At 44.9% G+C, this 20,988-nt stretch carries 24 protein-coding genes; 17 read left to right on the top strand and 7 right to left on the bottom strand.

Annotated features, from left to right (window positions below):
• Window positions 1–400: 400 nt before the first annotated feature.
• From FEF09_RS22115 to FEF09_RS22100, 4 genes are all read right to left on the bottom strand, one after another.
• A complete protein-coding gene (locus tag FEF09_RS22115) occupies window positions 401–1,069 on the bottom strand; it encodes a hypothetical protein (protein ID WP_146307123.1) in 669 nt (222 codons plus the stop codon).
• Window positions 1,063–1,392, bottom strand: a complete 330-nt coding sequence (locus tag FEF09_RS22110; RefSeq protein ID WP_146307122.1) for a hypothetical protein — start codon at window positions 1,390–1,392, stop codon at window positions 1,063–1,065. The genes FEF09_RS22115 and FEF09_RS22110 overlap by 7 nt, the downstream gene beginning before the upstream one ends.
• On the bottom strand, window positions 1,389–1,739 hold the full coding sequence (locus FEF09_RS22105; RefSeq protein WP_146307121.1) for a hypothetical protein: 351 nt from the start codon (window positions 1,737–1,739) through the stop codon (window positions 1,389–1,391). The genes FEF09_RS22110 and FEF09_RS22105 overlap by 4 nt, the downstream gene beginning before the upstream one ends.
• Before the next feature lie 64 nt (window positions 1,740–1,803).
• Complete coding sequence (locus FEF09_RS22100) at window positions 1,804–2,472, bottom strand: hypothetical protein (protein ID WP_146307120.1); 669 nt, start codon at window positions 2,470–2,472, stop codon at window positions 1,804–1,806.
• 130 nt (window positions 2,473–2,602) lie between these two features.
• On the opposite strand from FEF09_RS22100, the gene FEF09_RS22095 reads away from it, so the two are divergent.
• From FEF09_RS22095 to FEF09_RS22075, 5 genes are all read left to right on the top strand, one after another.
• Window positions 2,603–3,166 (top strand): helix-turn-helix domain-containing protein, encoded by a 564-nt coding sequence (locus FEF09_RS22095; RefSeq protein ID WP_146307119.1) that lies wholly within the window; start codon window positions 2,603–2,605, stop codon window positions 3,164–3,166.
• Window positions 3,167–3,256: 90 nt separating this feature from the next.
• The gene (locus FEF09_RS22090) at window positions 3,257–5,503 is read left to right on the top strand and encodes a heavy metal translocating P-type ATPase (protein WP_146307118.1); all 2,247 of its coding nucleotides are present in this window, start codon (window positions 3,257–3,259) and stop codon (window positions 5,501–5,503) included.
• A 10-nt stretch (window positions 5,504–5,513) separates the two neighbouring features.
• The gene (locus FEF09_RS22085) at window positions 5,514–5,720 is read left to right on the top strand and encodes a heavy metal transport/detoxification protein (protein ID WP_146307117.1); all 207 of its coding nucleotides are present in this window, start codon (window positions 5,514–5,516) and stop codon (window positions 5,718–5,720) included.
• Window positions 5,721–6,050: 330 nt separating this feature from the next.
• Complete coding sequence (locus FEF09_RS22080; RefSeq protein WP_146307116.1) at window positions 6,051–6,419, top strand: hypothetical protein; 369 nt, start codon at window positions 6,051–6,053, stop codon at window positions 6,417–6,419.
• Window positions 6,420–6,485: 66 nt separating this feature from the next.
• Window positions 6,486–7,028, top strand: coding sequence for a hypothetical protein (locus FEF09_RS22075; protein WP_146307115.1), 543 nt, complete (start codon window positions 6,486–6,488; stop codon window positions 7,026–7,028).
• 69 nt (window positions 7,029–7,097) lie between these two features.
• On the opposite strand, the gene FEF09_RS31730 is transcribed toward FEF09_RS22075, so the two are convergent.
• Complete coding sequence (locus tag FEF09_RS31730; RefSeq protein WP_222597070.1) at window positions 7,098–7,781, bottom strand: hypothetical protein; 684 nt, start codon at window positions 7,779–7,781, stop codon at window positions 7,098–7,100.
• 513 nt (window positions 7,782–8,294) lie between these two features.
• On the opposite strand from FEF09_RS31730, the gene FEF09_RS22065 reads away from it, so the two are divergent.
• The 8 genes from FEF09_RS22065 to FEF09_RS22030 all read left to right on the top strand — a co-directional run bounded on the left by FEF09_RS22065 (window position 8,295) and on the right by FEF09_RS22030 (window position 16,923).
• A complete protein-coding gene (locus FEF09_RS22065; RefSeq protein ID WP_146307114.1) occupies window positions 8,295–10,277 on the top strand; it encodes an alpha-L-arabinofuranosidase C-terminal domain-containing protein in 1,983 nt (660 codons plus the stop codon).
• Window positions 10,278–10,600: 323 nt separating this feature from the next.
• On the top strand, window positions 10,601–11,173 hold the full coding sequence (locus FEF09_RS22060; protein WP_146307113.1) for a hypothetical protein: 573 nt from the start codon (window positions 10,601–10,603) through the stop codon (window positions 11,171–11,173).
• Window positions 11,166–11,597 (top strand): multiprotein-bridging factor 1 family protein, encoded by a 432-nt coding sequence (locus FEF09_RS33435; RefSeq protein ID WP_261387663.1) that lies wholly within the window; start codon window positions 11,166–11,168, stop codon window positions 11,595–11,597. The genes FEF09_RS22060 and FEF09_RS33435 overlap by 8 nt, the downstream gene beginning before the upstream one ends.
• A 13-nt stretch (window positions 11,598–11,610) precedes the next feature.
• On the top strand, window positions 11,611–12,048 hold the full coding sequence (locus tag FEF09_RS22050; protein ID WP_146307112.1) for a hypothetical protein: 438 nt from the start codon (window positions 11,611–11,613) through the stop codon (window positions 12,046–12,048).
• A 281-nt stretch (window positions 12,049–12,329) separates the two neighbouring features.
• A complete protein-coding gene (locus FEF09_RS22045; protein WP_146307111.1) occupies window positions 12,330–13,679 on the top strand; it encodes a TolC family protein in 1,350 nt (449 codons plus the stop codon).
• Window positions 13,680–13,695: 16 nt separating this feature from the next.
• Window positions 13,696–15,027 carry an efflux RND transporter periplasmic adaptor subunit gene (locus FEF09_RS22040; protein WP_146307110.1) on the top strand — a complete coding sequence of 444 codons (1,332 nt, stop codon included), beginning with the start codon at window positions 13,696–13,698 and terminating at the stop codon, window positions 15,025–15,027.
• Window positions 14,951–15,700, top strand: a complete 750-nt coding sequence (locus tag FEF09_RS22035) for an ABC transporter ATP-binding protein (RefSeq protein WP_146307109.1) — start codon at window positions 14,951–14,953, stop codon at window positions 15,698–15,700. Before FEF09_RS22040 ends, FEF09_RS22035 begins: the two co-directional genes overlap by 77 nt.
• A gap of 2 nt (window positions 15,701–15,702) precedes the next feature.
• The gene (locus tag FEF09_RS22030) at window positions 15,703–16,923 is read left to right on the top strand and encodes an ABC transporter permease (protein ID WP_146307108.1); all 1,221 of its coding nucleotides are present in this window, start codon (window positions 15,703–15,705) and stop codon (window positions 16,921–16,923) included.
• A gap of 21 nt (window positions 16,924–16,944) precedes the next feature.
• On the opposite strand, the gene FEF09_RS22025 is transcribed toward FEF09_RS22030, so the two are convergent.
• Together FEF09_RS22025 and FEF09_RS34905 are read right to left on the bottom strand one after the other, a co-directional pair.
• Entirely contained in the window at window positions 16,945–17,496 is a 552-nt protein-coding gene (locus FEF09_RS22025) for an HD domain-containing protein (protein ID WP_146307107.1), read from the bottom strand.
• Window positions 17,496–17,660, bottom strand: coding sequence for a four-helix bundle copper-binding protein (locus FEF09_RS34905; RefSeq protein ID WP_409994874.1), 165 nt, complete (start codon window positions 17,658–17,660; stop codon window positions 17,496–17,498). Before FEF09_RS34905 ends, FEF09_RS22025 begins: the two co-directional genes overlap by 1 nt.
• 296 nt (window positions 17,661–17,956) lie before the next feature.
• Here FEF09_RS34905 and FEF09_RS22015 point away from each other — a divergent pair, with 296 nt between their 5' ends.
• From FEF09_RS22015 to FEF09_RS31720, 4 genes are all read left to right on the top strand, one after another.
• On the top strand, window positions 17,957–18,850 hold the full coding sequence (locus FEF09_RS22015; protein ID WP_146307105.1) for an S-adenosyl-l-methionine hydroxide adenosyltransferase family protein: 894 nt from the start codon (window positions 17,957–17,959) through the stop codon (window positions 18,848–18,850).
• Between the two features lie 51 nt (window positions 18,851–18,901).
• Complete coding sequence (locus FEF09_RS34540; RefSeq protein WP_146307104.1) at window positions 18,902–20,308, top strand: ATP-dependent RecD-like DNA helicase; 1,407 nt, start codon at window positions 18,902–18,904, stop codon at window positions 20,306–20,308.
• A 19-nt stretch (window positions 20,309–20,327) separates the two neighbouring features.
• Window positions 20,328–20,483: a hypothetical protein gene (locus FEF09_RS30880; RefSeq protein WP_186774458.1), complete on the top strand. Its 156-nt coding sequence runs from the start codon at window positions 20,328–20,330 to the stop codon at window positions 20,481–20,483.
• A partial coding sequence (locus FEF09_RS31720; protein WP_222597069.1) for a helix-turn-helix domain-containing protein occupies window positions 20,477–20,988 on the top strand: 512 nt, incomplete at its 3' end. The genes FEF09_RS30880 and FEF09_RS31720, both read left to right, overlap by 7 nt.

Raw genomic sequence — 20,988 nt, 5'->3', positions numbered from 1 at the left:
CAACCGCAACATGTATCTGTCAAGTGTAGAGAGCTCCTGCGGCGTCAGGAAATAGGGCGCATATTGCACCGTATACCCTGGCTGACGAATAGCGGTATCTATGCTTATGAATGTTTTACGCCCTTTTGTGCAATCATTTCAAAGCTGATAGATTGATAGTGGGTGCGTATCCGGACACTATGTTTGCCGGCGTTACTGCAAAGCTATAAGGACGTGAAGGGAATGAACGGGTATAATAGACCGGAATCCGTCTATATAGACTATTTCTGCACGCTGTATGCTTCCTTTTGCAAATACATAAGGTGCTATCTGTGTGACACTGTCCGGGGTCGGCTCTGTAAATATAAAAGCGCTATCCGGGTGTGTGAACCGGAAAAACGGCAAACTGTCCAGTCCCATTTTATACCTGTAAGCAGCCCAGTCCAGCTGGAGGGAAGAGGATGGGTGCATGGCATGCGGGAAGCTGTCTATTAAGGGGTAATATGTCCTTTTTTAGATTGTCGTGCGAAGGCGCTGATATAATATTTTGCTTTTCCGGAAATTTGCTGGTATATCCGAATGCAGTTACATCAACACCGGCAACAGGTTGCTGATACTTGTCAGTAACATTGATGTTGATATCAGCTGTTTGTCCGGGGTAAACAGTGCGGGGTGTTGTTACTTCGACATGCAGTTTTCCGCCCGGATCCAGCAATTCCGCCACTTTCTCATTTATTTTGTTAGCCCATATATAATTAACATATACGACATACTGTTTGTTATGTTTTGTACTGCCTTGCCAGTGAAGAGCATCATTGTATCCGCGTTCAATTACTTTTTTCCCATTTAGTATGCTATACCAAAATGGTAGTTTTAAAGGGTTTTGCACATGTAATCGTGCGGAATCCTGTTGCCAGCTGTTGAGCAACAGGATTCCCGGCAGGAAGTCGTCAACGGTGTATTGATCAGTAGTATTTCCGCTGGTGACAGTATAGTGATCTGAAAAAGGAGACATCTTTATTGCAGAGGGCAGTTGCCTGTAGTATTTTTCAATGGTATCGTTCTGCTGATTGAGTGCGGCGATCAACACATTGCCGGGACTCTTTTTTCCGGAGGATATGTAATGTATAAGGTATCGTGACTGGCGCGGAAATCAACGTGGGTATTATTATACAGGTATGTTGCCGAAAGTCTGGTTCTTTTCTGTTCGTTGTTGCTGTTTGTGAATATACAGTCTATGAAGTATGTCAGATCTGCCTTTGGAAATATACTATCGGGAAGTGTGACTTTCGTTTCTCCTGATATATCCAGAGTGCCGGTGTATTGCCATAGTGTATCAGCAATGGCTGTGTTTTCATAGATTTTTGTTATGCCGGTTACTTTTGCACGCAGCTGGATTTTCCCATCCATCACCGGCAGCTCATTTTCATCTTTTGCGCTGAGATATACAGAGAGTGGGGCACCTGTTCTATGAGTGAATTTATCTGTTCTGGCGGAAAAGGTAAGTTGTTGTAGTTCGTATTCTTCGAATTCGAAACTTCCCTGCAGTAAGACCGTACGTTTTTCAGCATATGCTTCATCTGAAAGATCGCCATCATAGTTCCTGAGGTCGTATTTACGGCTTTAGTCGTTTCAAATGAGATGATGTAGGTGTCGTCCAGTGAGAGGTCCAGATCTTTAATCAGTTCGGGGGACAGTACAAACTGATAATGGTAGTTACCCGGTGTTGCAGGAGCCAGCGTAGCTAATATAGTGTCCACACTTAAGCTCTCATCCGTAAGCCTTATCAGCATTTTTTATTGAGCGCAAGTCCTTTTTTGTTGCTCAGAAAGCTTTAACTTTTACTGTATCACCGGGTTTATAGACCGGTTTACTGAATACGATATAGCTGCCATATCTGTAGGTGTAATCTTTTAAGAGGTTGTGTCGGGATCTCTTACGCAGGATTTTGTATTTCAGGCGCTGAATAATGGTCTGGTGCTTTCTTCCGGAGTAGCCATTGTTGCCACGGGTTAAAGGAATACAGTTTAACACACCTTTGTAAGAGATCTGTAAGAGCTCTTCTTTATTATATTTATCCTTGCGCCATGTTTGTGTTTGCGCGTCATATGATAGTTTACTTTTGCCTATGCGGGCTTCCGCATCTTTTATCAATGCGCCGTGTTGATCATGCAATATCACAATCAGATCCCGTCCATTCATACCGAATTTTACGGCTACGTTATTGACGGCTGTGAAAGCGGTATAGAGGCGATCATCCTTTGCGAACACCCGGAGGTAATTGCCGGCAGGAAGGTTTGCAGGAAGAGGGGAGTCGTGTAGTACAGAATCTCTCAGTGTATGCAGACAGGCAGAACTTATCTTTTTCTGACCGTCTTTTACGATCTCCACGGCTTCTTTATCAGTGAGTTGATACAGGTAATCGTATTGGCTTGTACGGCGTCCCCTGGATAGTGGGTGTTGCGCTGCTGCTGAAAAAGTACATATCAGCAACAATAACAGCGTTAAATTTTCAAAGGTAGCGGATTAAATATCGAATTTTTATTAATGTCCCGTGCTCTAAGATAGCAGAAATAAAAATAGTTTTATTTTTCAGCTACCTTTGTTCTTTCAAATAGGATTCATGCATCTGTTTATAAAAAATATGGTTTGTAATCGCTGTATTCTGGTAGTACAGCAGGAATTAGATAAACTGGAGATACCTTATTCACGTATTCAGCTGGGAGATGTGGAGATGACACAGGCACCGTCAGAAGAGAAGCTGGAGGCACTTGGACAGCAATTGCATGCACTTGGTTTTGAGGTGCTGGATGATAAGAAAGACGCGCTGATAGAGAAAATAAAAACGACGATCATACGGCTGATCCACGGCAATGACAATGAGATGTTGAATACTAAATTGTCCGTTGTATTGCAGGAGACACTCGACGTTGATTATCATTATCTTTCAACTTTGTTTTCGTCAACGGAAGGCTTGACAATAGAGAAATATGTCATCTTACAACGTATAGAGCGGGTAAAAGAACTCCTGCACTATGATGAGATGAATCTCAGTGAAATAGCTGATAGTATGGGATATAGCAGTGTACAACATCTTTCCCAGCAGTTTAAGAAGATCACCGGTCTGACGCCGACAGGCTACAGACAATTAAAGCATAATGACAGAAAGCCCCTCGATAAAGTGTGAGGGGCGCTGCTCATAATTATATACATATTCCCCATCATTCTATAACAATCCTTCTCTTACCCGGTAGTAGCTTTGTGAAAAGTTTGGACAATGGCTACAACAACCGGACATATAACAAAAGAAACTTTTCCTGTATTGGAGATGAGTTGCGCAGCCTGTGCTGTCAGCGTCGCCTCTATGCTGCAATCTGTACCCGGCGTGACGGATGCTTCGGTAAACTATGCCGATCAGACAGCCCGCGTTACGTATGATAGTGATAATGTTACTCCTGAAGGATTACGGAATGTGATCCGGGGTATTGGCTATGATCTTGTTATAGATACGCATAACCGTGAACAGGTACAGGAACAGGCACAGCTGGATCATTATAATTCATTAAAAAAGAGAACGATCGCCTCATTGATATTGTCGGCGCCGGTAGTGCTGATTGGTATGTTCTTTATGGATATACCATATGCCAACTGGATTATGCTGGTGTTATCAACACCTGTTATTTTTTATCTGGGACGGCAGTTCTTTCTGAATGCGTGGAAACAGGCACGTCACCGTAAAGCCAATATGGATACATTGGTGGCATTGAGTACGGGTATTGCGTGGATATTCAGTGTGTTTAACACTGTATATCCGGAATACTGGCATGCCCGTGGATTGCATGCGCATGTGTATTTTGAAGCGGCGGCGGTGGTAGTAGCGTTTATATCATTGGGAAGGTTGCTGGAAGAGAAGGCAAAATCAAATACATCTGCTGCCCTGAAAAAGCTGATGGGATTGCAGCCTGCTACGGCATTTATTGTAGTAAACAATGGTGCGGAGACGAAGGAAATACCATTAAGTGAGGTGCAGGCAGGTGATCTGTTACTGGTAAAACCGGGTGCACGTATACCGGTTGACGGACAGGTACAAAGCGGCAGTTCCTGGGTGGATGAAAGTATGATTACCGGTGAACCGGTGCCTGTATTGAAAGAGAAGGGAACAGCAGTATTTGCAGGTACGATCAATCAGCAGGGTAGTTTTCATTTCAAAGCTGAAAAAGTAGGCGCTGATACCGTATTGGCACAGATCATCCGGATGGTGAGAGAGGCACAGGGAAGTAAAGCCCCTGTACAGCAATTGGTCGATAAAATCGCCGGTATTTTTGTGCCGGTGGTCATTGGTATTGCGATATTGACTTTCGGGATCTGGATGCTGGCAGGAGGAGAGAATGCATTTACACATGGATTGCTTTCGGCGGTTACTGTGCTGGTGATTGCTTGTCCCTGTGCGCTGGGATTGGCAACACCGACAGCGATCATGGTAGGGGTTGGTAAAGGCGCTGAGAATAATATGCTGATCAGAGATGCAGAAAGTCTGGAACTGGCACATAAGGTGAATGCGCTGGTACTGGATAAAACAGGTACTATTACGGAAGGAAAACCTATGGTGACAGACAGTTACTGGTTGTCTGCATCAGATGAGCCGGAAGAACTGCAGCGCATATTGCTTACGATAGAACAACAATCTGAGCATCCGCTGGCAGCAGCTATCGTAAAGGAACTGCAGGGCAGGGGTGTTGTATCATTACCCGGCGCATCATTCACAGCAGTGGAAAGCATCAGTGGAAAAGGGATACAGGCCCGTTATCAGGGTGTTCAATATCTGGCCGGAAACCTTGCTTTATTAGCAGCAAACGGGATTCAGGCAGATGATGTTTTGTTGAAGAAGATAGCAGAGTGGCAGTCTGCGGCAAGGACTGTGATCGCTTTTGCCGGAGATGGAGAAATATTAGCCATTATTGCTATAGAAGATAAAATAAAGGCGACTTCGGCTGCTGCGGTAAAAGCATTGCAGCAGCGAGGTATTACGGTATATATGCTTACCGGTGACAACGAACATACTGCTGCGGCAGTAGCCGGACAAGCAGGTATAACGCATTATAAAGCGGGTGTTTTACCAGCAGAAAAAGCGGCTTTTGTGCAGTCATTACAGGAGCAGGGGAAAGTGGTGGCAATGGCTGGAGACGGTATTAATGACAGCCACGCATTGGCACAGGCCGATGTCAGTATTGCGATGGGCAAGGGAACGGATATTGCGATGGATGTGGCGAAAATGACGTTGATCACTTCCGACCTGAATGTCATTCCAAAGGCACTGCAATTGTCCCGTAAAACAGTACACACGATCCGCCAGAATCTTTTCTGGGCGTTTATTTATAACATCATTGGTATTCCGTTGGCGGCGGGTGTTTTATTCCCCGTAAACGGATTCCTGCTCAACCCGATGATAGCGGGAGCTGCCATGGCACTTAGTTCCGTGTCAGTTGTGAGTAACAGTCTGCGATTAAAATGGTCAAAAATTTAATAATATAAATATGGAACAACAGTTTAAAACAAATATCAAATGCGGCGGCTGTATAGCGACAGTAACACCATTTCTGAATGAAACAGCAGGTGAAAATACCTGGAAGGTAGATACGGCAGCACCTGAAAAAATATTGACAGTATCCACTGATGCTGTAGCCGCAGCAGCGATTATCAGTGCTGTAGAGAAGGCGGGTTTTAAGGCAACACAATTGTAGGCACAGATATATAATCTTTTAGTGTTTTACCGGACTGATCATCATCAGTCCGGTATTTTTATGCAGCTATATAAAGGTGAGTGTTACATAAGACATGTGATAACAACGTAAGATATCAGGGAACAGGCGAGGGATTGTTGCTTCCGTTGGAACTTCATTATACCGTTGTCGCTTCGTTATTTGTACGTTCATGAACGGACTGGTGAAGGTGTAATAGCGGTACAATAAGGTTATGTAACGAACAGCAATTGAATTTTACGGAGAATGTATTAACGGTATAATAATTGCTTTATGGTAACGTTATTTAACCGGACAGTAAACCCAGGAAATATGTTAAACTCCACCTGGAAATCATTTAAACAACCTGCCAGCAGGGCAATTGCATTTTGTGGGCTGGCAGGTATTTTCACTTTTACCGCTTGTAGAACCAATCGTGGTTATGATCCTGCTCCCAGAATGGGAGCAGAATATCGTTTTGAAGAAGGATTAAAAAAGGAGAAGAACCCCCAGTATCTTTTCAGCAAAAAGGAGCGTCAGGATCTGGAAAAAATGGGCTATCCGATAGGCACACCCAATCAGGCAGCTGAGTCTGGGGGAGATACCAAACCGGCCACAAAATCTCCGGCTGCGGGAGCGTTGCAGAAAGCTCCATCTGACAGCCTGCGTACGGACACTGTTTTTAAGGTGAAGCCGCAATAGCAGGAATCGGGTTTGTTTGGTTTAGTTTGAATTACTTACATTTGTGGAAATTTTAAAATATCCTCTATGTTAAAGACCTTGTACACCGCTGGGCTTTTCATGGCAGCTACCTGTATGTTTGCTGGTAAAGCCAAGGCACAGTTAAAAGGTTTCAGTATTGGTCCTTATGCTGAAATCGGCACCCCTGTTGGTGATTTTAAGGACACGCACAACTCTGGTTTTGGTGGTGGTTTGAATGCTGATATTAAGCTGATCGCAGGATTTGGTGTGACTGGCTCTGCCGGTTTCATGTATTTCTCTGGTAAAAGCTACGATATCTTTGATGTAGAGGGCAACCGGGTTAGTGTAAAAGCGGAATCCATTAAGGCGCTGCCGGTAAGAGTTGGTCTGAAATACAAATTCGGTTTTCCGTTATTGTATGTAAAGGCTGAAGGTGGTAGTGCTACATTTGTAGGTGGCGATGCAGATGCGTACAAAGGTACTGCGGCCATCTTTGCTCCGGGTATTGGTATTCGTGTACTGGGCCTGGATGTGGAAGGAAAATATGAGATGTGGTTTAAAGACGGAACCAGTGGTTTCTTTGGTCTGAAAGCCAGTTATCATTTCTAATCTGAGAAAAGTTGTTGCAATAAAAAAGGGCTTCCGGATTCCGGAAGCCCTTTTTCTTTAGACCTGTAATTACTTTTTGTTCACTTTAACGGCTTTTGATTTCTTCGCAGCGGAAGTATCAGCCGGTGTTGCAGCAGCAGTATCTTTCTTAATTACTGCTGTGTCGCGTTTAGCAGCGGCAATATCATTTACTGCGGTTGCTGAATCCAGTTTCGCGGCGAAACTGATAGTGTCTTTGGTAGTAGCAGTGTCTGCTTTAATCGCTACTGTGTCTGCAGTTCTGAACGCTACTGTATCTGCTTTAAAAGCGAAGTTGGTAGTGTCTTTGAAGAATGCAGTGTCTTTTGAAAAGCTGACAGTGTCCTTGCCAAAGGCAGCCGTGTCACTTACAAAATTAGCGGTGTCTAACCTGAAGTTCGCTGTGTCGTACTTAAAGTTAGCCGTGTCCATTTTGAAGTTGGCTGTGTCTGGTGAGAAATTGGCCGTGTCTGCTTTGAAGTTAGCCGTATCCATTTTGATATTAGCCGTGTCCATCTTGAAGTTGGCTGTGTCAAATTTGAAGTTGGCTGTGTCCATTGCAAAATTGGCGGTGTCCGGAGCAAAATTAGCAGTGTCGCTTACAAAATTCGCTGTGTCGAGTACGAAGTTTGCAGTGTCTGCCTTTGATGTCATCGCATTTACTGCGTTAGTCTGTGTCATTACGAATGCTCCCAGGCCAGCCATGAGGCCAAATCTCAATAATTGCTTTTTCATGGTTTTTCAATTTAACTGGTTAAAAAATAAAGATCTCAATAAAAGATGGTTGAATACATTTCAACCAAAATCTTGCAAGAATACTGTAAGGAAATGTTAAAGTGATTTTACTTCTTTTTATTTCATTGATTATTAGGTTATTGTGTAAATTTCTTGTTTGAGTAGTTTTGTGTTGCTTATTAAACTTTACTGGAAAAAGTAAGTCTGCAAATATTTCATAATGTGGACATGAAGTAACAATACCGGGTATACGCTTTCACAATTTATCTATACAGGAAAGTATACACTGAACGTCTTAACATTTTGTTACGATACGGGAGGCAGCACTTTAATTATTGTGAAGAAGAGGGTGCAACGACCTGGCTGTTTATGATAGGGAGCGCTCTTTATATATGATCATATACATGTCTGATTCCCGTAGTACTATAAATAAATGTCATTTTAACACAAAAAGTGCTTATAATTGTTGCAGATATTGATTTTAGAATGTATATTGTTGTAACAAATCCCGTTATGAAACGAATAATCAACTTTGTCGCCACAGCATTTCTTCTGATGAGCGGGTCTGCGTCCTTTTCTCAGACGATGACATTAAAAGTAAACGGTCCGCAGTCGGAGGTGGCACCTACAATGTGGGGGATCTTTTTTGAGGACATCAACTTTTCCGCAGACGGCGGTATCTATGCAGAATTAGTAAAAAACCGCTCTTTTGAGTTTACAGAGCCTATGATGGGGTGGAAGGAAGTGAAGAAAGAGGGGAGTGGGACGATATTGGTCGTAAACCGGGAGACCGGGCACGCGGCTAACCCCAGGTATGCACATATTACAGTAACTGCGGACAAAGGCAGTTACGGACTATCTAATGAGGGATTTCGTGGGATGGGCTTCAAAAAAGGTTTGTCATATAATTTTTCCTTTCTGGCACGCAGCACGGCGGGTAAGGTGAGTGGAAAACTGGTACTGACAGATGAGAAGGGGGCGCCGATAGGCGAGGCCACGGTCTCAGCAGGAGATAAGGACTGGAAGAAATATACGGCTACGGTGACTGCTGAGCGTACAGTGGCTAAAGGGGGCGCACAATTGTTATTTTCCGGTACGGGCGCACTTGATATAGATATGGTGTCATTGTTCCCGCAGGATACCTGGAAACAGCGTCCCGGAGGTTTGCGCAATGACCTTGTACAATTGCTGGCTGACCTGCGTCCCGGATTTGTAAGATTTCCCGGTGGTTGTATTGTTGAAGGAAGGGATCTGGCCAACAGATATCAATGGAAGAAAACGGTTGGTAATGTAGAGGATCGTACGCTGATCGTAAACCGTTGGAATACAGAGTTTGCACATCGTGCACCCGGCGATTATTTTCAGAGCTATGGACTGGGCTTTTATGAATATTTCCAGTTATCTGAGGATATAGGTGCGGAGCCATTACCGATCCTCAACTGCGGGATGGCCTGTCAGTTCAATACGGGAGAGGTCGCAGCAGATGAAGACGTGGAGACTTATATACAAGACGCGCTGGACCTGATTGAGTTTGCAAACGGCAGTACGACTACGAAGTGGGGACAACTTAGAGCTGAAATGGGGCATCCAGCGCCATTTAATCTGAAGTTGATGGGCGTGGGCAATGAGCAGTGGGATAGTCAGTATATCGCCCGTTATCAGCGTTTTGAAGAGGTGCTGAAGACGAAGCATCCTGAGATAAAGCTGGTATCCAGTGTGGGGCCTTTTTCCAGTGGTGAGCGATTTGATTATCTGTGGTCTAAGCTGAAATCTTCAAAGGCGGATTTCGTAGATGAACATTATTATATGCCGCCGGAATGGTTTCTGAAGAACAGCGCCCGTTATGATAAATATGAGCGGAAAGGACCGAAGATCTTTGCAGGAGAATATGCTGCACATGTTAAAGTGCCGCAGGGTAAAAAAGAGACAGATACGGCAGAAGGAAGAAATACGTGGGAGAGTGCGTTGGCAGAGGCCGCGTTTATGACGGGACTGGAGAGAAATGCAGATCTTGTACAGATGGCTTCTTACGCGCCTTTGCTCGCGCATGTGGATGCGTGGCAATGGAGACCGGATCTGATATGGTTTGATAATTTGCGTTCAGTAGGAACACCGAATTATTATGTACAGCGTCTTTTCTCTAATAACAGAGGTACGCATACAATAACAGTGACGTCCGGCAATCAGGTATTAACAGGGCAGGATGGTGTTTATGCCAGCGCAACGATAGACAAACAATCCCGTAAGATCTTGCTGAAGGTGGTGAATACCACGGATAAGGTTGTGTCGTATAAAGTGGCGCTGGAAGGTGCTGTAGCTGCTCAGGGTACAGTTACACAGGAGGCGCTGACTGCGAAGCATAAAACTGACTTTAATACACTGGATGCACCATCTGTCGTAATGCCTGTTACGGCGCAGATCAAAGCGGCAAAAAATAGTGTTGCGATTACAGCAGGAGCGAATTCTCTGAATGTAATTACGATACCTTATAAATAATTATCTATTGGTTTTAAAACGCCGGAGGGCCCGCACTGTATGACAGTAGCGGGCTTTTTGGTATATAGCAGGTAAATAGAAGGAATAAAATTTTGAGAAAAAAGGAAGAAATATTTTTGCTTTAAAAAAATGTGTAAATTGGTTGTAGAATGCTTTGTTAACTGACTTCATTCGTCTCAGATCTGTAGTAACGTTATTGCAATATCTTTTTCTGAGCACAGTTTTCTCCCCTGAATATTTACTTTGATCAATTACCGCCTGAAGGCGGGGGATGATAAATGATCTATGCATTATCATAGTGACTTTATTATTTCATAACTGCTATGTCTTACAAGGAGTTAAAGAGAAAAATGTTAGTGATTTTTTTGAAAAACACTGATGATTGTTGTACTTTTGAACTTAACTGGAAAGTGAAGTTTTTAATTGGTAAAATAAGACCGGTAATGGAAATGAATAAGATCACTTATTATTCATTTCAGATTGATGGAGATGACCTGTGTGAAGTAGAGAAGTTTGTGACCACATTCAATAAGCCGGCATACAGCGAGGACTATCTTAATATCATGTCTGTCATCAGGGAGATGGGCATGACCAGAGGCGCGGAAGTAAAATACTTCCGGCACGAACGAGCTGCAGAGGCGTTACCGCCGCCTTATACATCCGGAGATGTAAGGCTTTACTGCAGCAGGATCAGCAGAGATATCGTTATTCTTGGAAATGGTTGTGTAAAGACAACTCAGAAAGTGCAGCAAAGTAAAGATTGTCTGTTTCATTTTGAGTTAGTGAATGCTTTAAGCACCCAGATCACAGAAAGAATAACAGCTGGCGATCTCAGAATTATTAACAAACAATTTGAAGGTAATTTAGAATTTAAAATTGGAGAATCTTATGAGTAAAATTTTTGAAGATGCAATGAATGCAGTTCCGTTGTATGCGCAGGAAAGAGCTGCAATGAGCCTTGATGTCGTTGATCGTATCGAGGCGATCCTGGAGATGAAAGGCATGTCACACCGGGAGTTGGCTGCTGCCTTAGGCAAGTCTGAGTCAGAGATCAGCAAATGGATGCGGGGTACCCATAACTTTACGTTCGAAACGATCGCAAAAATCAATCTGGCATTGGGCGTAAAAGTTATAGAAATTCCTAAAGGCGGGCGCAGAAAGCCAGTTACGGGGCATTTACAGCCAACGTATGCGACTGTGCTACCACTCAGTAGCATCGTTCGCGGAAAGGATATACAGGAAGTGAATGTACACAGTCCTCTGTATAAAGTTCCGGAAGGACGCATGATGTCCCTGCCTTTTGTATTGAAGAAGCATTAATATCTGTCAACTTATGTCTGTATTCAGCATTACATTGGAATCTCTTTCGATCATTACTTATAAAGCATACAATCCCGTAGAGGAAAAAGAAGATTATAGCGGTGAACTGAGGGTTGCCGCCATAATAAGAGTCAGCGCTGCCAGTAAGAAAGTCGCTGTAGTGATAAAAGCGGAAGGATATATCAGAACCGGTAAAGGCACCCAAATGATCCCGGTGGGTTATATTGAGACGCTGACGGAGTTCCTTACAGAAACGGGAACAGCTAATGTTAAAGCAGGCAGGAAGCCGGTGGCACTGACTGCAGAGATGGAGAACTATCTGATAGGCATTGCCTATAATAGTACAAGGGGATTGTTATGTGAAAGAGGACGTAATGATCTGATGGGAGCAATCGTTCTGCCGCTTGTAGCGCCGGAGAAGATCGTACGGGAGGTATTGCAGGATACATGATATAAGTGAGATAATTTTTTTGTTAACCGGTGTGGATAGCCACGCAGATGACCGATGCTTGTTTTCCTCAATATGTAGGTTCCTTCGGGGAGGTTTACACAACGTATAGCTACGTCGTTTGTTAGTCCGTCATCAACTATTTCTGGTATTCTGCTGTTATATGCCATGTATAGGGTATAACCGGACGCTCATGGATTTTAAGCGATCTTTAAGCCGCTTATGCCCGCTATGGCACGTTTTTTAGGCTTTATCTGAGACCGGACTACCGGAAATGCAAGTATATGTTCAGCAATTATATACATCGGTTCCTCTTTTGGATATTGATTTTCAGAATAGTTCCTACATATGCACAGGATACCTCCAATTTGCAGGTGCAGCTGCCTGAGAAATGGGACTTGCAGGCTTGTCTGAACTACGCAAAGGCCAATAATATTACACTAAACAGTTACCGGCTGAATCGCCTCAGCAGTCAGCAGGATCTGGAGCTATCCAAAGCCGCTGTATTGCCCAATCTTTCTGCCAGCGCTTCCCCTTCATTAATACAGAGTAAAACCGTTGATCCGGCCACCGGTGATTTGAAATCAGGTGTGCGGTTTTCCGGTAGTAGTTCGCTGAATTCTTCGGTGACATTGTATAATGGAGGATACCTGAAGACTGATATCCAGCAGAAAGATCTGCTGGTGAAGATTGCCGGACTGGATCAGGCGACGGTTGAAAATGATATTACACTGCAGATTACACAGGCATATCTCAATATTCTGCTGGCTAAAGAGAATATTGTATACGTCAGAGATGTAGTAGCTACATCTTCCGCACAGGTGCAGCAACAGCAACAGTTTTATGATGTTGGTGCTGTCGCACTAAAGGATCTTGTACAATTACAGGCGCAACTGGCCAATGATAAATATACACTTGTCACAGCTGAGAATACGCACAGGTTAAATTTACTGGTCCTGAAACAATTATTGCAATTGCCCACGGTTACTCCCTTTGAGATCGTGGAGCCGGATACGCTGATGGGAAATGCATTATTGACACCACTGTTGGATGCACAGAATACGGCACTGGCTACGCGCCCTGAAGTGAAAAGCAGCGAACTGGGAGTGCAGGTAGCCACATTGGATGTCAGAAAAGCCCGGGCAGGATATCTGCCGGCATTGACCGCCGGTGCGGGTGTAGGAACCAGTTATGCGCATAATGATAACTACTCTTCTCTACGCCAGCTGGATAACAATTTTTATCAGCAGGTGGGGCTGACCTTATCAGTGCCAATTTTCAGCCGCCGGGCAAACAGAGTAAATGAAGAGAAAGCAAAGATAGGGGTAGGACAGGCGGAACTGACCTTGCAGAATACACGTACCAATCTGTCACAGGAAGTAGAGCGCGCATATATCAATGTGCAGAATGCGCAGGGGCAGTATGATGCAGCAGTTGAACAGTTGCGCTATACCCAGGAAGCTTATCGCATTGCCAATGAACAACTGAAAATTGGTGCGGCAAATACAGTGGAAGTGTTACAGCAAAAAAATCTCTATGTCCAGTCCATGCAATCATACATTCAGGCTAAATATGCAGCAGCACTGTATATCAGGATATATGATTTCTACAGGGGCGTACCTGTCCATTTATAGTATAAAATAACAAGGAATGAAGAGAAAGATCGTCATTACAATAATAGTACTACTGGCAGTGTTTGCCGTCTGGTACTTCTTTTTCCGCAAAAAGGAAAATCAGGTGGTGATCAGTACGCAAAAACCGAGATATGGTCATATATCGACCAGTGTGACTGCTACAGGTACCGTGCAACCGGTAGATACAGTTGCCGTGGGTACTCAGGTATCCGGTATCATCAAATATATCTATACGGACTTTAATCAGCCGGTGAAGAAAGGGCAGCTGCTGGCAGAACTGGACAAGGTATTGCTGCAGGCAGAAGTAGACCGTAATAGAGGGGCGCTGGCCAATGCGCAAAGTCAGCTGATATACCAGCAGGCACAATACAAAAGACAGGACCAGCTGTATAAAGTCGGTGCCATCAGCAGGGCTGATTATGATAACGCAACCTATCTGAATAAGGCAGCTCAGGCAAGTGTAGAGAGTGCCGCCGCCTCGCTGAGAACGGCGGAGAGAAATCTGTTTTTTACAGAGATCTATTCTCCTATAGACGGTGTTGTGCTGAACAGAAGTGTGAGTGTCGGTCAGACGGTTGCCGCGAGCTTTAATACGCCTACCTTATTCGTATTGGCAAAAGACATCACCAAAATGCAGGTGCAGGCCAGTGTGGATGAAGCGGATATCGGTAATGTACGGGATAGCCAGCGCGTATCTTTTACGGTAGATGCTTACCTCGATGAGGAATTTGCCGGAAAGGTGCAGGAGATCCGTTTACGTCCCTCCGTATCGGCCAATGTGGTGACTTATACGACCATGATCAGTGCGTCTAATGAAAGCATGAAACTAAAGCCCGGTATGACAGCAACTGTGACGATCTATACATCTGAAAAAGACAATGTAATGCTGATTCCATCTAAAGCATTGATGTTTAAACCGGATTCTGCGTTGTCGGGAAACTTTAAAGTGATCACTGTTGCCCCGGCAGCAAGCGAACGCAGAAAAAGTGCAACACCGGTAACAGGCGGCAACAGGGATACCGTCAGGAGAAATATGCCGGGCATGGAGAACAAAACAGAAGCGGCGTCTAACTATGTATGGGTAAGACAGGGAGATACACTTTTACAGAAAAAAGTAGTTATCGGATTGAATGATAATACCCGCGCAGAGGTTATCTCTGGTTTGTCGCCCGATGAAGATGTCATCACAGGTATGCAGGAACTGAGTGGTAAAAAGGCACAGCGGGAAGTGGCGGACAAGCCAGTCCTTTCATGCCTCAAAGAAGAAGACGATGAACAAAAAGATACTGGAAATACAGCATATCAAACGGGAGTTCCGGATGGGAACAGAGGTCGTTCGTGCGCTTAAAGGCGTGTCGTTTGATGTTTTTGCAGGAGAGTTTGTTACCATCATGGGAAGCAGCGGTTCGGGTAAAACTACCCTGCTGAATATATTGGGTTGTCTGGATAAACCAACTGAAGGAAATTATTTACTGGACGGTGTGAATATCGGTCAACTATCAAGGAACGAACTGGCAAGATTAAGGAATAGAAAGATCGGATTTGTCTTCCAGGCATATAACCTGCTGCCCCGTACTTCCGCACTGGAAAATGTAGAACTGCCATTGCTGTATAATATGGAGATCAGTCATGAACAACGCCGGCAAAAAGCTATACACTCGCTGGAAGCTGTAAAGTTGGGAGAACGCCTCGGACATACGCCTAACCAGTTGTCAGGTGGACAGCAACAACGTGTCGCTATTGCGCGTGCGCTGGTGAATGAACCCGTGATGATACTGGCTGATGAGGCGACTGGTAACCTTGATACCCGTACTTCTTACGAGATTATGGCATTGATGCAGGAGTTGAATAAGGAACAGGGGAAGACGATCGTGTTTGTGACGCATGAACCGGATATAGCAGCTTTTAGCAGCCGGACCGTGATGTTGCGTGATGGCAAAGTAGTAAAAGATACTGTCAACGAAAATGTGCGTTCTGCAAAAGAAGCGCTGGCGTCATTGCCACCAGCGGATGATTATTGATTATGAATATTCTAAACCTGATACGGATTGCCTTAAAGGCCCTGCAGAGGAATAAGCTGAGGGCGTTTCTGACCATGCTGGGTATTATTATCGGTGTGGCAGCGGTAATTGCAATGGTGGCTATCGGACAAGGCTCAAAGGAAAGTATACAGTCCCAGTTATCCAGTATGGGCTCAAATATGATCACCATTCTGCCGGCCAGTAATGTAACCGGAGGCGCCAGGCTCGAAGGGGCGAGTGTACAGACACTGACCATAGAAGATGTAAAAGCAATTCAGAAACAAGCGCTTAATATCAGTGCGATTTCTCCTGCTGCCAACTCCAGCGGACAATCCATCAACGGTGCTTTTAACTGGCCCACCAGTATACAGGGAGTGGCGCCCGGATATCTGGATATCAGGAAGTGGAGTTTGCAGGATGGAGTGCCATTTACGGATGAAGATGTGCGGGCCTCAGCGAAGGTGTGTCTGCTGGGACAGACCGTCGTCAGCAATCTGTTTCCCAATGGAGAAAATCCTGTCGGTAAGATTATTCGCTTCAATAACATCCCCTTTCAGGTGATCGGTATATTGGCCGCCAAGGGACAGAGTTCATTTGGGCAGGATCAGGATGATGTGATCCTGGCTCCTTACACCACGGTGCAGAAACGTATTCTGGCGACGATCTATTTCAGGACGCTTTACGTCTCCGCAATAAGTGAGGCCGCTACAGATGCCGCGACAAAGGAAATAGAGACCATTTTGCGGAAATCTCATCGTTTGAGAGATGCTGATGAAAATGACTTTCAGGTGAGGACCATGGCTGAATTAATCAATACACTGAGTTCTACCAGTAATCTCCTGACCATCCTGCTGACTGCCATTGCAGGCATCTCTCTGGTCATTGGTGGGATCGGTATTATGAATATCATGTATGTATCTGTAACGGAGCGTACCCGGGAAATCGGGTTGCGTATGTCTATCGGAGCGAGAGGGATCGATATACTCATGCAGTTCCTGATTGAGGCAATCATGATCAGTATCACCGGTGGTTTGATAGGTGTCGTACTGGGCATTACTTCAGCGTGGTTGATCACCTATTTCTTACACTGGCCAACACTCGTGTCAGAGTCTTCGATTATACTTTCCTTCATGGTATGTGCGCTGACAGGTGTCTTTTTTGGGTACTATCCAGCCCAGAAAGCCTCCCGGCTTGATCCGATAGAGGCTTTGCGATATGAGTAGGATAATGGGTACCAGCAATTACTATTTACCAGCTGCGGTAAGGTATTTATTGACAATATCCACCGCGCGCTGTCTGGTTTCCGGATTTCCTTTTTCCATTACTTTCAGCAGCTGACGGCATTCATGTAGAAAGGTCGGGATAAAGTCTGAGTCTGCGCTGGCGATATCGTTGGCATTATCAATAATATCAGCATACTTTATAGTCTGCCCCGCGGCACTTATCTGGCTGAGACGTGTTGCTTCCATTTGTTTGCGTTTGCGCCTGTTCCAGTGCGGGTAATTTTTCTTTGAATAAATATCCGTCAGTTCAACGGTGAGTTTGAGCGTACGGTCAGCATCCGGAGCTGACATGGTCTTGTGAAGCCACTCTGATAGTTCATCCTTTGTAACAGCAGTATCTTCCAGTACGTCATGCAACAGTGCTGCTGACAATACCGGAAGATCTGAAGTATATGTTCTGCATATTTCCATTACTCTTACGGGATGGTTGATATAGGGTTCGTCAGCAAATTTCCGTCGCTGAATACCATGTGCCTGTCCGGCGAAGTCTTTAACTTGTGTAAGTTGGTCCATTAGGATACGAGCATTTTTCTGCAGGCTTCCGCACATTGTTTACAGCTTTCCGCACATTCCTGACAATGTTTATTGCTGTGCTGACTGCATTCTGCGGCGCATGCTTCGCAAATATCGGCACAAATTGAACAAATTTGTACTGCATTTGTGCTTCCAAGGCTCATTAATTGTGCGGTAGTGTAACAAACCGCGGCACATTCCATATCCAGCTGAATACAGCGGGCCATCATAGTGACGTCTTTTTCCTCAGTACAGGAGGACGCACAGTGATTACAGATAGCCGCGCAACGCAGGCAGCTCTCGATACAGTCTTTGTAGAAGTGATAACCGTTTTTCATCTTGTGTATTTATTGGTGGTAAAAAGAATCTAAAGCATTCTTTTATAATCACTTCAAATACCATACAAATCTGAGCAGGCATGCTCAGCCAATATTGTGGCAGAATTTGCTAATTTGCGCTGATGAAACATACTTTTCTTTTCCATTGTTTGATTATTATCTGTTGCTCCTGCTTTGCACAAAAGCACGCACTGGTCTTTCAGACGGACTTCGGACTAAAGGATGGAGCCGTAGCTGAAATGAAAGGAGTGGTGTACAGCCTGTCACCCGATATTCCAATGTTCGATCTTACACATGAAATTCCGGCCTATAATATCTGGGAGGCTGCTTATCGTTTGCAACAGACTGCTCCTTACTGGCCGGCCGGAACGGTGTTTGTTTCCGTGGTGGATCCCGGCGTAGGTTCAGACAGGCGTTCTGTCGTACTTAAGACAAAAACAGGGCATTTCTTTGTCACGCCCGATAATGGCACGCTTACTCTGGTAGCAAAACAGCTGGGAATCGCCGGGATCAGGCAGATAGATGAAGCAGTAAACCGTCGCAAAAACTCAGGTGCTTCTTATACCTTTCATGGCAGAGACGTCTATGCTTATACCGCTGGTAAATTAGCTGCCGGTAAGATTTCGTTTGAACAGGTAGGCCCTAAACTGGCAGACTCAGTCGTAAGCATCTCTTTTCAACAGCCTGTCTATGTGGATGGTACACTGCGGGGTAATATTCCGGTACTGGATGTACAGTATGGTAATATCTGGACAAATATCGATCAGCAGACCTTTGCAAAGATGCAGGCCAGGCCGGGTGATCTGCTGAAGGTAGTGATCAGTAAAGGAAGTGAACAGGTTTATAGCGGTACGATGCCCCTTGCCAACACCTTTGCTGCTGTTCCGGAAGGTAAAGAGCTTTTATACCTTAATAGTCTGCTAAATGTATCATTTGCAGTGAATATGGGCGATTTTGCGACACGTCATCAGGTCAAAAGTGGTCCGGAATGGACAGTGGTGATTAGTCGTCCATAGAGAATTTTGCTTATTTTTGTCGCTTAGCTTTTTTAATCTTACAAATTTCAGATGCCACAACCGGATACTACAAATACGATGTTTCATCTGGCGGCAGACTTTATCAATCATACCAACCGCCACATATTTCTGACCGGTAAAGCCGGAACAGGCAAAACAACCTTCCTGAAATACATTCGGGAGCATACAGCGAAAAATACTGTAGTAGTAGCGCCTACAGGCGTTGCTGCGATTAATGCAGGAGGTGTAACCATGCACTCGTTTTTCCAGTTGCCATTTGGTCCTTATGTGCCCGCGAATGCACACCTTTTTGGTGTGAACAACGGGGTGACTGATACACATGCGCTTTTCCGTAACATCCGATTTAATCATGATAAAAAAGAGCTCCTGCGTGAGATGGAGCTGCTTATTATAGACGAGGTCAGCATGGTGCGTGCAGATACACTGGACGCTATCGATGCCATTCTCCGTCATTTCCGGGGGCAACCACTGCTTCCTTTCGGAGGTGTGCAGGTGTTGTATATCGGAGACCTCTATCAGCTGCCGCCGGTAATGCCGGATGATCAGTGGCAGTTCCTGAAAGACTACTATGAGAGCGTATTTTTCTTTCACGCAAGAGTGATGCGCCAGTCAGCCCCCTTATTCATCGAATTGAATAAAATCTATCGTCAGAATGAGGCCACTTTCATCAATCTGCTGAATGGCGTGCGAAACAGCACACTGGACTGGGATGATCTGGAAATACTGAATCAACGTTATCTGCCTCATTTTACAGGGGACGATGAACAATATATCGTACTGACTACACATAACCGCCGGGCAGATGAGATCAATAATGCACGTCTGGCCGCTATGCCCGGACAGATGCATACGTTTACCGGAGAGATCAGCGGCGATTTTAGTGATAAAGCGCTGCCTACAGATATGGATCTGCGTATCAAACTGGGTGCACAGGTCATGTTTATCAAGAATGATGTGGCAGAGCCCCGCCGGTATTTTAATGGTAAACTGGGCACCGTGACAGATATTCTGCCCGACGACAAAGTCGTCGTGAAACTGGCAGGTGGAGAAGATACGATTGTACTGGAAAAGGAGACCTGGAGGAATATCCGTTACTCCTGGAATAAGACAGAAGAAACGGTAGACGAGGAGGAACTCGGTAGCTTCAAACAATACCCTATCCGACTGGCATGGGCCATTACGATTCATAAAAGTCAGGGGCTGACCTTTGAAAAAGCAATTATAGACGCAGGTAATGCATTTGCCCCCGGACAGGTCTATGTGGCTTTGAGCCGTTGTACATCTTTGGATGGACTGGTCTTACATTCACGTATTCATCCGGAGCGATCCGCACGGATCAGCAGGTGCAGGAGTTCTCTTCCGGTTTCCATAAAGAAGATGAACTGGAACTCCTGCTGGATGGAGAGAAATTGGTTTTCTGGGCGGAACAGCTGCTGAAGTTATTCGGAGCAGAAAAATGCTGGTGGAATTGCAACAACATGCCGCGTGGTTGAGAGACAAGAAAATGAACGGGATGGAAAGTGCTGTCACATTAAGCCGTGGTTTACAACAGAGGGGAGCACAGCTGCATGAAGTCGGACTGAAATTCAGGCACAACTGGATCCATTGCTGAAAGATGTCTTACAGAATGGTAATACAAGTGTGTTGAAAGAGCGTGTAGGGAAAGCAGTGGCTTACTTTACAAACGAAATATACAGGATTTATACAGCCGATCAGAAGAGAAAGGGATCTTGTAAAGAGCATCGCGAAAGTGAAAAAGTACGTGCTGCAATTGTCAGGTCTGGAACATTTCATGTGGAACAGATTACAGCTTTTTGCAGACGCGAGCTATGGAATCTGAAATTCAATGAAGGATTACCTGATTATGCTCACTGCGTACGCCGGCCACTGATGAAAAGCAAAAGAGAAGCCGGAAAAAAACGAGAGGCAGGCGGCAGCAGAAGAGGTACTCTGGAATTGTATCTTGCCGGCAAATCACTGGCGGAGATATCTGCAGAACGTGGACTGGCATTGAGCACCGTAGAGAGCCATCTTGCTGATTGTGTGGCCAATGACGAGCTGCAGGTAAACAGGTTTGTAGATGAGAAGAAATTGGCGATGATATTGCCACTTGTAAA

This window comes from Chitinophaga pinensis (assembly GCF_007896845.1).
In the GTDB taxonomy this organism is placed as follows: Bacteria; Bacteroidota; Bacteroidia; order Chitinophagales; family Chitinophagaceae; genus Chitinophaga; species Chitinophaga pinensis_C.
The sequence above is the reverse complement of the archived record's forward strand: the minus strand, read 5'-3'. Positions and strand labels throughout refer to the sequence as shown.